The sequence below is a fragment of the Pseudoalteromonas sp. MTN2-4 genome (genome assembly GCF_042848605.1).
Taxonomy (GTDB): Bacteria; Pseudomonadota; Gammaproteobacteria; order Enterobacterales; family Alteromonadaceae; genus Pseudoalteromonas.
Window position 1 is genome coordinate 1 of record NZ_BTGK01000015.1, and the last position, 14692, is coordinate 14692.

Genomic DNA, 14692 nt, shown 5'->3' on the forward strand with positions numbered 1-14692 from the left:
GTCGCTAGCTTTTTACACCTTTCTTGCGCAAAGCAAATGTACTCGCCTTGCTCGCTGTCATTAACTTTGCACTATTTCACTAAATTCCTTTATCATTAAACACATTAGATATCCTCAGCGTATTAAGTGTTTTAATTAATTGACAGGTATTGGTTTGGAATCCTTCAAAGAGATTTATCAAAGAGCATGTGAAAGAAAGTTAGGTGAGCAAAATCTGAAGCTGTTAATATCCTCACCACTCACTAAACAAGCGTTATTAGCACACTCAGATTCGCTTTGGCTCGAAGCGTTTACCAAGAAAGTATTTCAAAGTGGTTTTTATTGGTCAGTGATCAATGCAAAGTGGCCTGGTTTTAAAGAGGTTTTTTGGCAGTTTGATATTGATGCACTACTGATGATGTCGCCTGAGCAACTAGAGGACAAGTCACAGGATGAACGTATCATCCGTAACTTCAAGAAAGTACAAACGATTCCACATAATTGCTACATGATCTATGAAATTGCACAAAAACACGGCTCATTTGCTAAGTTTATCGCCGACTGGCCTGAAGAGAACATTATTGGCCTTTGGGCAGAGCTAAAAAAACAGGGGGCGCGATTAGGCGGTAACACAGGGCCTTATGCATTACGTGCGATGGGTAAAGACACATTTATTTTGTCACGAGATGTAGAGTCTTATCTTAGAGCACACAAAATAATTGACGGTGGTTTGCAAACAAAGAAATCTCTTACGGCAATTCAGTCTTTTTTTAATAAGCTAGTAGAAGAAAGCGGGTGGTCTTTAACTGCGCTAAGCCAGGTTATTGCTTATAGTGTTGGTGATAGCTACGTTAATGTAGATGGGGGTGAGTAATGCAGAATGATTATGCGAAAATTACAGAAGGCTTTGCTGTTGATTACCCTATGGCTCAACCAAGTTCAGTCAAACTGGTTTTATTCAACAAAGAACTGTTTGAAAGATTAGAGCTAAATTGGACAGAAGAAGAAACAGTTTCTTACCTTTCTGGTTCAAGCTATGTTGAAGGCATCTCAGCATCTGCACTTGCCTATTCAGGTCATCAATTTGGTCATTTCAATCCAACACTTGGAGATGGTAGGGCACATTATTTAGGAACTACTCAAGGTAACAGTCCCTCTGATTTGCAATTAAAAGGCTCTGGAGCTACACCATTTTCTCGTGGTGGTGATGGCCTTTGTGCACTTGGCCCAGCAGTACGAGAGTTTGTGATGAGCCAAGCTATTCAGTCCCTTGGGGTTAAGACGACAGAATGTTTGTCTGTAATCACAACAGGTAATGATGTTTTTAGGCAGGGCTATGTGCCCGGTGCGGTCGTTTGCCGCGTGGCATCTAGCCATATACGGGTTGGTTCTTTTCAGTATTTAGCCTTAAAGCAAGAAAAAGCGGGTATGGAACGATTATTAGAACTTGCGATTAAGCGGCATTACCCACAAATTCAATCAGAAGGCGATGATAGAGTATGTGATTTCTTAAAGCATGTTTGTAACAACCAAATCTCATTGATTATTGACTGGTTAAGAGTGGGCTTTATTCATGGTGTTATGAATACCGACAATTGTTTGGTGTCTGGCGAGACCATCGACTTTGGACCGTGCGCTATGCTTGAGGCTTTCGATTTCAATGCTGTATTTAGCTCTATAGATAAGCAAGGTCGCTATGCATTTGGTCAGCAACCAAATATCGCGCACTGGAATTGCGCACGTTTAGCTGAATCACTGATGTTAATTATGGCCTGTGATGAAGAACAAGCGCTCGAAAAGCTGACTGGTGTGCTGAGTGATTTCTCTAAGTCTTTCAACGCAGCCTATCATACTATGTGGGCACAGAAGCTCGGGTTACGAGAGTGGCAAGATTCAGATAATGAGCTACTCTCGGAATTGTTGGTGTTAATGAAGACTCATCAACTAGATTACACCAATACTTTTGCTGCACTGACCTCATTGGCAATAAACAAAGAAGAGCTGTTTACGCTTCCTGCAGAATTAAACGAATGGTTAATAAAATGGCAGACAAGGATCTCATTGTTTGATGCTGCCGAGGTGGCTACTCTGATGTCAAAGGCAAACCCAGCCATAGTTCCTCGCAATGAATTAGTCGAACAAGTCATAGAGGAATTTTATGAAAAAGGACACAGCCCTTTACTTGAAAAGTGGCTACCCATGTTAAATAACCCATATGATTATCAAGAATATGACCCAGTATTTACCGCGCGTCATTCTAAACCTGAAACCTATCAAACTTTCTGTGGTACATAATGCAAATAAGTTTTGGCGAGCCACTAACTTGGCAAACAATCAAACAGAGTGTGCTGGCACATCGTAAGTCGCTTATCTATGCCCATATTATTGCACTATTGGCCGCGCTGGTCAGTGTGCCTATCCCCTTAATGATGCCTTTATTAGTCGACGAAGTTTTACTCGAAAAGCCAGGCACAGCCATTGAGTTTATGAATACACTTTTGCCAGATTCTGCACATAATGCAGTTGGCTATATTCTGTTTGTCTTATTGAGTGTTGTGCTGATGCGTTTAACGGCATTGGTATTAGGCGTTTTGCAATCTCGACAGTTTACCATCATTGGGAAAGACATCAGTTTTCAAGTTCGCAGCTTGTTGTTAAATCATTTGCCACTCGTACAGCTTAAGGAATATGAAACGCAAGGTGGTGGCGCGATCAGCTCTCGCTGTATTACTGACGTTGAAACACTCGATAACTTTATTAGCCAAACCTTGTCACGGTTTCTAATTAGCTTGTTAACTATTATAGGCACCGCAGTTATTTTGCTTTGGATAGACCTAACATTAGGGGCTATTATTCTACTGTTGAACCCTGCTGTTATTTATTTCTCAAGACAGTTTGGAAAGCGGGTAAAAGATCTCAAGAAAAAAGAAAATGGCGCATTTGAGGCATTTCAGTCTTCGCTGGTAGAAACTTTAGATGCGATTGCACAGCTAAAAGCAATTCGCCGTGAAGGTAAATATTTCGAGCAAGTGAAAGTAACAGCCAAAGACCTAAAGTATTATTCTGTTCAATCACAATGGAAGACTGATGCTGTAAGTCGTCTTAGTTTTACTATTTTCTTGTTAGGTTTCGAAGTTTTTAGAGCTATCGCGATGATCATGGTGGTATTTGCAGACCTAACTGTAGGGCAAATTTTCGCTGTGTTTGGCTATCTCTGGTTTATGATGGGACCAGTACAAGAGCTATTAGGCATGCAGTATGCCTATTATGGTGCATCCGCTGCATTGCAGCGTTTGAACCAAGTATTTGCCTTTGAAACGGAGAAACCGGCAACTTCTCCAAGTGTTCAAGCATTTAAAAATCCGCAAGTGGATATTCGCTTTGAACAGGTTAACTTTGGTTATCACAGCGAGCAGCCGGTGCTCAAAAATGTTTCCATGCACATTCCAGCTGGTAAGAAAGTGGCGATTGTAGCTGTTTCAGGTGGTGGTAAATCAACGTTAGTGCAGCTGTTACTCGGTCTATATGAGAAGCAATCTGGTCGTATTTTTATTGATGATAAACAAATTGAGCAGGTTGGCTACCCGCAAGTAAGAGAGCACGTTGCGACCGTACTTCAACAGCCCGTTATGCTCAATGCCTCAGTGAGAGAAAACCTATCAATGGGTGGCCAGTTTACTGATGAGCAATTATGGCATGCTTTGGCCATTGCAGAGCTAACAGACACCATAGAAAAACTAGATGAACAACTAGATGCTTTAATTGGCCGTAATGGAGTGCGTTTGTCTGGTGGACAAAAGCAACGTTTGGCAATCGCTAGAATGGTATTGGCAGATCCTAAAGTGGTTATTTTAGATGAAGCGACATCAGCATTAGACATAGAAACTGAAGCCAGAATTCATCGTAACTTAACTCAATTTTTAAAAAATCGAACAACTCTGATTATTGCTCATAGGCTGAGTGCAATTTCTCAAGCTGATTTAATCTATGTACTGGATGATGGGAAGGTCTCTGCATTTGGTGAGCATAAAACACTGATAAGCAAAGAAGGCTTATATCAGACGCTATTTTCTCACCAATTGTAATATGAATATTAAATGAACAACTTAATATTAAAGTATTAAGTGAAGATTAAGTTTTGTTCTTCTATTATAATCACACACAAGCGATGGATAGAATCGCTTATTTTGATTATAAATGGGGAATGACAATGAAATTAAAAGTGCTAAGCCTTGCAGTAGCTATTCTAGCTACATCGGCAGTTAATGCTAAAGAGCAAAAGGAAGGTGTATACCTTGGTGTATTTGGCGACTATTATAAAGCTAAGTGGCAACAAGTACGCGATGTAGCTGGTGTTAATGTCGACGACTCAACATCATGGGGCGCTGAGTTAGGCTATCGTTTTAACGACTACTGGAGTGCACGTTTAGAATACGCCGATATGGACTTTGATTTGTCAGGTTCAAGAACTGGTTCTTTAAGCGGTGATCGTTTTGGTGTTGATGGACTTTATCACTTTGATGGTGGCCCTTTCTATGCATTGTTTGGCATTAAATCAATCGATGCTTTTACATCAAATACATTTGCTAATGTGGGTGCCGGCTATCGCCACCATTTAACAGATAACTTATTTGTAAATGCTGAAACAGCACTTTATCAAGGTCTTGATCGTGGCTACACCGATGTAGGTGCAAAGTTGGGTATTAACTATGCATTTGGTGCTACTTCTTCAAAACCTGTTAAAGCAGCCCCTGCACCAGCACCAATTGCTAAGCCTGAACCAAAACCTGTTGTTCAAGCACCTAAAGATGCCGACAAAGATGGTATCATTGATGCTGAAGACCGCTGTGCTAATACGCCAATGTCAGAAGCGGTAGATGCAAGTGGTTGTACGCTTTATAAAGATGAAGAAGTGACAGTAAGTTTATTAGTTCGCTTCCCAAATAATAACTCAGCTGTTTCTCAGCAATATTTAAATGACATTGATGCAGTAGTGAAATTCTTGAATGAATTCCCTGAAACAACCGTACGTTTAGAAGGGCACACATCGGCAGTTGGTAAGGCAGAATATAATAAATGGCTATCTCAAAAGCGTGCAGATTCAGTTGCGAAGCAATTAATCTCAGAAGGTATTGACGCGAGTCGAGTGAGCGCAATCGGTTACGGTGAGGAGCGTTTAAAGAACACAGCTAACACTGAAGAAGCACATGCACAAAATAGACGTGTAGAAGCGAAATTGATTTCGGTTAAACGTGTAAAAGTGAAGCGCTAAAAGTAAAGTGCACAGATAAATAACAAGTCAGCTTATGCTGGCTTATTGTTTATCTGTTGATTGTTTGAGCTCAAAACTCTTAAAAAGCAAACTTGTTCGAGTAAGGAACTTAAGTAAAAGTGGCTATAAACAATACCATCATCAAGGGGGCCCTTAATGTAAAAAGATATAGAGGGCTTTGGAATAGTTCTGAGTTCGACTTCATTAAATTACTATCACTAACTTTATTATTGCTGAAAGTGTATTTGAGCTATTAAGCTTCTGTTAATCATCTTTCTTGACTAAGCATTGACCTGTATTAAAATTGTACAATCAATGAATAAGTTGTAATCAGGGATTGAGCTACACTTAACCTTGAATTACTCACTTTTAGCTCAAGGTTTAATTATGAAAAAGGTTTTTTTCCTTTCTAGTATTCTACTTTCAACTATTGCCACAGCTGCTCCGAATCCGTCTTTTAGTGAAGTGCGTTTGGGCTTCGAGTCCATTGACTATAGTGAGCAATTAAATAATGTTGCGAGCATTACGGATTTAAAACAAAAGGCTTCTGTTACTAACCCTGCCATTCGTCAGCTTTCTTATACTGGTATTGATGATGACTGGGGGTTTTATATTGCCAGTGCAGCAACTATTGCAACGTCTATTGATACTGAAGTATGGACGGCTGAAAAGTTTGGTGATGTTCAGCAAAATGACTTTAAAATTAAAGCGAATGAAATAGCTTTGTCTATGGCATATAACTTAACCAAATCTGTGCAACTTACTTTTGGAACACGCATTCATACGTCTAGCTTTACGCGTTCAAGCTTCAAACTAGGGGCTGGTGCAAATAGTTTTGATGAAGCTTTAAAAGCGCTAGGTGAAGGAGATGACTTGCCAAGGTTCGATTTACCTGGTCAGCGTAAAGAGGCTACAGATATTCTCGCTAACAATCCGAGTTATTTAACACCGGTTATTTCGATTACCGAAGACCAAATGGGCATTTTAGGCGCCGTTGGTATTCGTTACGATAGTCGCTTGGCTGACACTTTTAATAATGTGAGTTGGTATGCAGAAACAGAGATCAGTACGCCATTTTATTCTCGAACTCAAAATACCAGTATTGAATCTGTGACACTAACAGATAGCTTTAATGGTTGGGGAGTAATGGGCAGAGCAGGTTTACGCTACCAACTTATGGATCACATCGCATTGATGGTCGGCGTAGATGCGCAATATAAAGAGCGCGATAAAATTTCAGAAGAAGTAGATGGTCGTCGTAGAACAGTGCCTAATATTAAGTTTGAGAATGTATCAATTTCAGCCGGTGTGCAATGGAGCTACTAAAAATGAGAAAAACAGCGATCGTTGTAGCGATAACCGCTTTATCCCTATCAGGTTGTAAAACACTCGATGCCGTACCTGGAGGGTTAGGTGGTTTAGTCGGAAGTAAACAAGTTGATCAAGCACAAGTTCAAGCGGCTTATAGCAAAGCCCAGGAGGCTTACACATTAGCACAAACAGCGATGCAAACAGCTTCTTCTCAATCATTAATTGATTATGATCCAGATCGTGTGCAAGATGCCAATAAAGTTTGGAGTGATTTACAAGATGAGTTTGCCGAGCTTCAGGCTAAGCCTGAGAGGGCTTTAGATAAAGCATCTTTATTTTCTTCTAATACGATTGCTGATGAAGTCATGGAGCAGTCACAAAATATTATTGCGCTGATCACAAATGCTGAGAACTCAAAAAATGCCATTGTTGCAGTTCTAGAACCGATCAGGGCACATTTTTTAGTTTTAGATAATATTGAAACGCAAAAGAGCTTCTCAAAACAATACGCACAATTAGTTGAGCGTCATGATGAATTAAAATCGCTTTTAATTGAGGGTGAGCAAGCCAAAGTTGAAGGGTATTTGCCTGAATTTAGTCAGCGCTTACATAATCTCGAACAAGACGCTGTGGAACAGTTTTACTTAGGTGAAGTGTTTTCACAGCTAAAGTCATTAGCAAATTCAGAAAAGTCAGAAGTTTTGCCATCAGTATATGCCAATGTAAAAGGCACAGCTGAAGCAGCCCAAATTTTTGCAAGAAATAATGTTCGAGACTATGACAGTATTAAAAATAAAACGCGACTTGCTGAGCTACAAATACAGCGTATAAACAGTCTTTTCTCTGAGCATAAACTACGAGAGCTGGCACTTAAGAACGAAAGTGTAGAGGCACAACTTTTAGCACTTGAAACACAATTATTCCAACTAACTCAAAAAGCAGGGTTGGGAGACTTGAGGCATTTAAGCTTTTTAGATCAACTAAATGAACTGAAAAACGCATTATAATAATCAAAAATATTTCAGTCATTTCATAGCGATATAAAATATATTCGCAAATGGACTTATTAATTCTATTGATATGGAGTTTGCCCTTGCATACATATTTGGAAATGGAAACCATAACTTGTATGCATTTACCAAGAAAGTTTACATTCCCCTGAAAATAAAAAACAATAGTAATTATAGAGGTGCTGACAGAGGCCAAAGCACAAGTTGCATTCACGCATTGATGAAAGTCAAAATGCAGAACTTGTTGTTTTACGGGTTTAGTAATAGATGCAAATCCACTACTGACACCTGTTGATGTAGCAAATACACATTTACATTCAGCAACAGGTATTGAAGCTATTGATGATACGGGTAGCATGGCTGCACTTTTATTTAACACCTTTTTCAGATGAGGTAGTAGCCGAGTTTGAGAAGCTTAAAAATGAACTTGGCTATTATAACCTTCATTACAGCAACGCCTATTCAGTGTTGATTACATTATCGAGTGATGGGTAGGTTGGAGTGGTTTCTTCATTAGCCATGAGAGCATCTATATGGTTGAACTATATCCTTACACTAATTACACGATGACAAAGAAGAGTATAGCTGGCTGCCTTGGTGAGTTCTCTTTTCAGGGCACGACGCTTAAGTTGGACCAGTAACTGATATATGTGAAATTAAGGCTGGGTTTGTAGCACAGTAATAAGCGTTGCTCTAATAACCACAATTCTTAATTAAGAATTGAAAACGTGCCTTTCGAGGCGCGCTTTTTCGCCCTAAATAACCCTCTTAATTAATAAAATGGATATTAAATTCTATTTTTAGATTTTTTTATTCTATAGACAGAAATAAACAACTGTTCGCTTAAAACTTAACCTACGCTTATTTTGCCGTCATTTTGAATAAAGTGCTTTCGCTGAGGCTTTAGCGCGATAAAAACTGCACAGGATAAGTCATGAAAACAGGATTATACAAAGACAGGCGCTCGCTACTTGCGCCAATAGCTTTTAGTCTTCTCTTAACAGCATGCGGTGGGGGATCAGATGACCCAGCACCGACACCAACACCAGATCCAACCCCAACGCCAGAGAATAAAGCACCAACCGTATCTATTGACGCAGTCGCTGAAGCTAAAGAGCAAACTGAATTCTCGCTCACAGCAGCAGCTTCTGATGAAGATGGTGAAATTAGTACATATGCTTGGTCAACTAGCTCTAATCTTGATTTAACGCTCAGTGGGCAAGATACAAGTACGTTAACAGTAACGAGTCCAGATATCTCTGAAGACATTGAAGTTACTTTTACTATCACCGTAACTGATAACGGCTCGACGGCCAAAACTGCACAAGCGCAACATACTGTTATGATAAAGCGCAAAGTATCATCAGTTTCTATTACCGGTATTGTGACAGACGAACCTATTCCTAATGCCAATGTCACTATTTCTGCAGGTGGCTCTTCAGCACAAGTTCAAGCAGGCAATGATGGTAGTTATTCACTTGAATTGATTGTGGATGAGTCTGAGGTTAAAGATCTGGTGCAAATTAAAGCACGAGGAACCGGTGAGCAAAGCAAGGTTGAGTTTTGGTCATTGCTTAATTCAGTAGAGACAGTAATCGAGCAAGCTGGTGAAGACGGTGTACTACAAAAGGACGAAAACTTCTCAGTGAATGTCACTAATGTCACAACCGCAGAATATGCCATCATGACGCGTGATGGCGAAACCCCGAAAGATGATGAAGCACTTAAATCAGCACTCTTGAACGTGGATGCTGATGAAAAGTTACAGCTTGCAACCTTAATCAAAGTGGTTGTTGATAACCCAGACTTTGATTTGCCAGAGGGAGTAGAGAATACCCTTGAACTCGTCTCATCGACTGAAATTGCAGAAGCGTTTGAGGCTGAGGTAAATGAGAAAGATCCAACTATAATCGAGAAAACGAAAACTGAAATTAAAGAAGATACTGATCTGGTAACGGGTCCATCGGGTAGCTTAGTGGGTGAGTACATACTTCAGTCACCTCGTTATTACAACAATATCGCTTACCATGTCAGTTTAAAAGAAGATAACACTGGGGTTATTCATGGCATAGATCAGCAAGCGATAAGTAGCTGGGCGCTAGATGGCAACAAGTTAGCACTGACATTTGCAGAGCCTTTGAAAAAGTCTGTATCTGAAAATACCCTTGAAGATGAAACTAAGCAGCGAGTTGAAACGTTTGTTACCGGCATGAGTATACTGGTACTTGGTGAAAATGAGGTATTTAGAACCGTTGAAGTCACTGAAACGGTTTTCCAAACATTGGATGGCGCTGCTCAAGATTCAGAGACAGTCACCTATATCAGTAATCTTATTAGCAAGAGTCAAACCTCAGCCCCCACTACTGAGATACTCACTTCAGACGGTGGTCTCTGGTATTTGGACTTAGATGATAGAGATTTCACACTTAATGACGAACCTGAAGAGCAAGTGTCAAAACTTATTTTTAATGCAGATGGCACAATCACCACTGAATTCTCTGATGAAGAAGTGACATGGCGCATTGATGGGCGCGCTATTATTGTCGACTATAAAGACTTTACCGATGACACCAAACAAACACTTGAATATGAAGGCTCGGCTTCAATTTGGTTAACCAAAGTACTGGATGCGGGATATCAAGTCGTTACGCTAGATACGACTGACGATGAGTGGCCAAATACTGAATATGGTTTACTTATCAAGCCTTCAGATGTCACGGTAAATGAAAGCACAATGTCTGGCCGTTGGCATGGTTTCTATGGCTTGAATCAAAGTTACTACATGGATTTATATCCTGATGGGTCAATCTATTTTGGTTTAGAGCGCAGTGATTATGTATGGGATATTGATGGCAATACCATGGTGCGTAAAGTCTATATGCAAAATGGTAATCGCGTTGAAAGTTGTCTAGAAGCGCGTGACGATTGTGCTTTGATTGGCATTACTAATCATGAAATTCTCGCTATGGTGAATGATCGTTATTACCTAAAACGTACGTTCTTATGGATGAATGAGCAAGGCATGATGGAGGTCAGCGAATCTGCACTGTTTATCTTTGAATATGACAGTGATTTAAGTATCACAGCCTTTGATCAAACATTACCAAATTATGGCGATACCTATGTGTGGGTACAAGATGTCATGGGTAACTTGATGATGGTGAAGATGAATCGTGATAGTGAAGAATTTGACGGTGTCATTACCTTTGGAGAGCAAAGTTACAACTTTAACTTTGAAGGCGGCAATATTGTTTACTTTGTTGATGGAGCTAAGTATACCCTAGAGATAATAGATAGTTCTCAGGAATACATTCAGGCCTGCTTATACCCTTCTTCGGGGCTGTCATTCGAGATTGAGGGAGAAGGTTCTGTTGGATTCCACAAAGTTGGTTTTGCGACTTCGGGTTTAGAAGGTGTTTGGGAACTGGCGAATGACAATGTCATCTTCATGTTCTTGCCTGACAGCAGATATTTTGCCATTCAATGGACAGAAGAAAATGGCTTTATAGGTTTTGAAAGAGGTGCTTATACAACTAACGGTAACAGCATTACATTTGAAACAGAGCAAAACCATGATGGTGAAGCTTTAGTATGTGATGCACCAGCGGGGCAAGGTTGCTCAGGTGTTTCTTTTGAATACAGCGTATCTGACACTGAGTTTGTGTTGGGGGGCACTGATGAGGGGTCAATCTCTTTTAGTAAAGTAAGTTTTGCGTCTGAAGGTGTTGAAGGTACATGGGGGCTATTAGATGATTCGGCTTTACTTATGCTGTTACCTGAGAGTCGCTACTTTGCTATTCAGTGGGCAGAAGAAAATGGTTACATTGGTTTTGAGCGCGGGAACTACCAAACAACTGATACGCAAATAATATTTGATACGTTGCAAAATAATGATGGCGAAGCCCTAGTATGCGATGCTGCTTCGGATGTTACGTGTTCGGGCGTCACATTTAATTATTCTTTACCATCGGGCTGCACCGATGATTCCATGGTGAAGATTTGGAAGCAGATGCCACTAATGGGCAATTCTATTATCAATAACTCAGATCTCTACCTTGGCGAAACACTGGGTTTAAGTTTAGATAGATGGGGTAATGGTAAAGTTAAAACACCAATGGGTGAGTACGATGTAAACTGGTATGTCGCATCTGAAGGTATGATTGAACTTAATTTAACTTACCCAACAGTTATCTATAGCAATACCGATGATAGCATGATGACTGAACATAAACTCAATGGTTATACGGTACAGCTCGACGCTATGGATGGAATGAAAGTAGCAGTCACTGAACGAGTTGATGTTTACACAGATGGTTATATGACCGGAGACGTTAATCATGACTTTATGGGTAAGCTTTACTATGAAAGAGATTTCATAGATTTATCAGAGGTCGACTTTGTTGGTAAGTGGGTTGCTTATGATAGAGTTGACGGCCACCAAATCAGTCATGTCGAATTTATGGCTGATGGCACTGGCACTGTGAAATCGACATTCGATGAACCAGATGAAAATGGTGACTTTACATGGTCTGTAATGGGGCGAGCATTACAATTAAGCTTTGAGGATACTGAGTTTGATAACTTGCACATGACTAAAGATTTATCAGTAGGCTACCAGTTTGTTGATAACTTTGATGATTTGACAGATATTTATTCAAGTCAGATTGTTTCAGGCATACTTGTCAAAGATATGGCACCAGAACTCAGTAAAGAAGACTACCAAGGGCGCTGGATTTACTTTGATGGTGCAGAGCAGGTCAGTGGCCAAAATGGTACTGAAATCTACCCTGAAGATGAGGATGATTCATATCTGACGTTTGTATTTGGTACAGGCAAAAGCTCTTATCAAGGCCGTTATGAGGATGGTCAAGTTGTCCGAGCGCGCTATCTAAATCCTGAGACAAAAGAAAGAACACGACTCTGTGAACCGTCACCTACCTGCGTGCTCGAAGCTGAAATGCGTTATCAAATGTTAGCAGAGCATGAAGGGCGTTACTTCTGGGCAAGAGAATTCAGCAGCTTTGATGCTGACGGAAAAGAGTATCCTAATTCTGGCGTCATATTCGTTGGTGAGCGTAACGAATCAACGGATATTGAAAAGCTAGAAACTTATCACTTATGGTTCACTATGTATCAAGCTGAGGGTAGTAGCTACGTAGCATGGTCTATGACCTATTCAACAAATGAAAGTGATGAAACTACGGGAGACTTAACTGTCGGGGACGGTAATCCAGTGCCGTTTACTTTCCTGGATGGTAAACTTGAATTAGTTATGGGTGGGAACAGCACTATTATTGAACTAGTCCCAGGCAGTAACAATAAAGACGGTTTAACCTTGTGTAAGTACCTAAAAGGGAATACTTGTACAGCACAAGATCACGTGCCTCTACTTTTTAGTCCACCGAACTAATCGCTAATCTTTAAGTATTTAAAAGGCCCATTGAGGGCCTTTTTTATTGTTGCTTGCTAATTTAGCTCTGTTCAACTAATAAGTAAATGCAAACAACAACAAGGAATTAACTATGGCCAAAGTCACTTCATCTCCCATTTCAGCATTTTGTTGGGCTGAGTTATGTTCATCAGATTGGGCGGGCGGAAAACAGTTCTATACACAACTCTTTGACTGGCAGTTTGATGATCAACCTATCGGTGAAGATTGTTATTACACTATGCTAAAGAAGCAAGCTGATGATGTCGCGGCCATGTATCAAATGATGCCTGAGCAAAAAGAGGCGAATATTCCCAGTCATTGGCTAGGCTATATTGCAGTCGAAAATGTTGATGCCATCGCCGATAAAGCAAAGCAGCTAAGGGCAACCGTCATTCATGGTCCTTGTGATGTAATGAACGCAGGCCGTATGGTAATGATTAGCGACCCTGGCGGTGCGTTTGTGGCATTTTGGCAAGCCAATGAGCATATTGGCACACAAAGAACATTAGAGAAGAATACCCCTTATTGGCATGAATTGGCTTGTCGAGGTAGTGAAAAAATCGGGCAGTTTTATAGTGAGCTGTTAGGTTGGCAGGTCCAAGTCGAAAAAATGGAGAACATGGATTACACCTTGTTTTGTAATGAACAGGGGCCTATTGCTGGCATGCTAGAAATGACTGAAGAGTGGGTGGGTATTGCACCCCATTGGATGATCTATTTTGCTGTGGCTGATTGTGATGCGATGTCAGAGAAGGCGGCGTCTCTAGGTGGCCAGGTTTGCGTACCACCCACCGATATTCCAAATATAGGGCGTTTTGCCGTCATCACAGATCCGCAAGGCGCAGTTTTCTCAATTATGCAGTCTTGTAATGACGATATTGATTTGGATGCTTGATATTAAAAGTATTTGCCCCAAGTTCAGTAAGCATTAAAAGATGCTAGGAGAATACAATGACAAAACATGTGGTGATTACAGGGGCAAATCGCGGTATCGGCCTTGAATTCGCAATGCAGTATTTAGCACAAGGTTATGAAGTAACCGCAGTTGTTCGTAAGCCATCAACTGAGCTACAAGAGTTATCGGTTAACATCATCGAAGGTATTGATGTAAGCAAAAGTGATGATGTTGCTCGATTAGCATCAGCGCTTAGCGGTAAGTCTATTGATGTGCTTATTAACAACGCAGGTATTTTTGAAAACGAAAGCCTCGCCAGTATGGACTTTGAGGCCATTAATGCGCAGCTTCAGATCAATGCAGTTGCGCCTGTGCGAGTCACACACGCTTTGCAAGCTAACTTAGACAGTGGCAGTAAAGTGGCGATGATCACCAGTCGTATGGGCTCAATCGCTGATAATGGCTCAGGTGCTTATATAGGCTATCGTATGTCAAAGGCGGCACTCAATGCAGCCGGTGTTAGTTTAGCGCACGAACTAAAGCCTAAGGGTGTCGCAGTTGCCTTATTACACCCGGGTTTTGTGCAAACTCAGATGGTTAATTTTGCCGGTGATATCTCCCCTCAAGTTGCTGCAGAGCGATTAATGCAACGCATAGAAGAGCTGAACTTAGACAATACAGGTAGCTTCTGGCACTCAAACGGTGATATTTTACCCTGGTAAGAGCATATGATTTACGAGCAGATGGCAGGCAATGCTTTCTGTTCGTCGCGTGTTCAGGTTAGGTTTGCTAAA

9 protein-coding genes are annotated in these 14692 nt (G+C 40.7%); all 9 read left to right on the plus strand.

Going from position 1 to position 14692, the window contains the following annotated elements; translation table 11 throughout:
- Nucleotides 1-154: 154 nt before the first annotated feature.
- Nucleotides 155-853, plus strand: a complete 699-nt coding sequence (locus ACGHEH_RS20945) for a DNA-3-methyladenine glycosylase I (RefSeq protein ID WP_390449485.1) — start codon at nt 155-157, stop codon at nt 851-853.
- On the plus strand, nt 853-2274 hold the full coding sequence (locus ACGHEH_RS20950) for a YdiU family protein (protein WP_390449488.1): 1422 nt from the start codon (nt 853-855) through the stop codon (nt 2272-2274). Before ACGHEH_RS20945 ends, ACGHEH_RS20950 begins: the two co-directional genes overlap by 1 nt.
- The gene (locus ACGHEH_RS20955) at nt 2274-4064 is read left to right on the plus strand and encodes an ABC transporter ATP-binding protein (RefSeq protein WP_390449492.1); all 1791 of its coding nucleotides are present in this window, start codon (nt 2274-2276) and stop codon (nt 4062-4064) included. The genes ACGHEH_RS20950 and ACGHEH_RS20955 overlap by 1 nt, the downstream gene beginning before the upstream one ends.
- Nucleotides 4065-4189: 125 nt before the next feature.
- The gene (locus ACGHEH_RS20960; protein ID WP_390449496.1) at nt 4190-5251 is read left to right on the plus strand and encodes an OmpA family protein; all 1062 of its coding nucleotides are present in this window, start codon (nt 4190-4192) and stop codon (nt 5249-5251) included.
- A 387-nt stretch (nt 5252-5638) separates the two neighbouring features.
- On the plus strand, nt 5639-6577 hold the full coding sequence (locus ACGHEH_RS20965) for an autotransporter outer membrane beta-barrel domain-containing protein (RefSeq protein WP_390449499.1): 939 nt from the start codon (nt 5639-5641) through the stop codon (nt 6575-6577).
- A gap of 2 nt (nt 6578-6579) precedes the next feature.
- A complete protein-coding gene (locus tag ACGHEH_RS20970; protein ID WP_390449502.1) occupies nt 6580-7569 on the plus strand; it encodes a hypothetical protein in 990 nt (329 codons plus the stop codon).
- Between the two features lie 937 nt (nt 7570-8506).
- Nucleotides 8507-12982 (plus strand): hypothetical protein, encoded by a 4476-nt coding sequence (locus ACGHEH_RS20975; RefSeq protein WP_390449505.1) that lies wholly within the window; start codon nt 8507-8509, stop codon nt 12980-12982.
- Between the two features lie 112 nt (nt 12983-13094).
- Nucleotides 13095-13898: a VOC family protein gene (locus ACGHEH_RS20980; protein ID WP_390449508.1), complete on the plus strand. Its 804-nt coding sequence runs from the start codon at nt 13095-13097 to the stop codon at nt 13896-13898.
- A 56-nt stretch (nt 13899-13954) separates the two neighbouring features.
- The gene (locus ACGHEH_RS20985; protein WP_390449511.1) at nt 13955-14620 is read left to right on the plus strand and encodes an SDR family oxidoreductase; all 666 of its coding nucleotides are present in this window, start codon (nt 13955-13957) and stop codon (nt 14618-14620) included.
- The last annotated feature ends 72 nt before the right edge of the window (nt 14621-14692 follow it).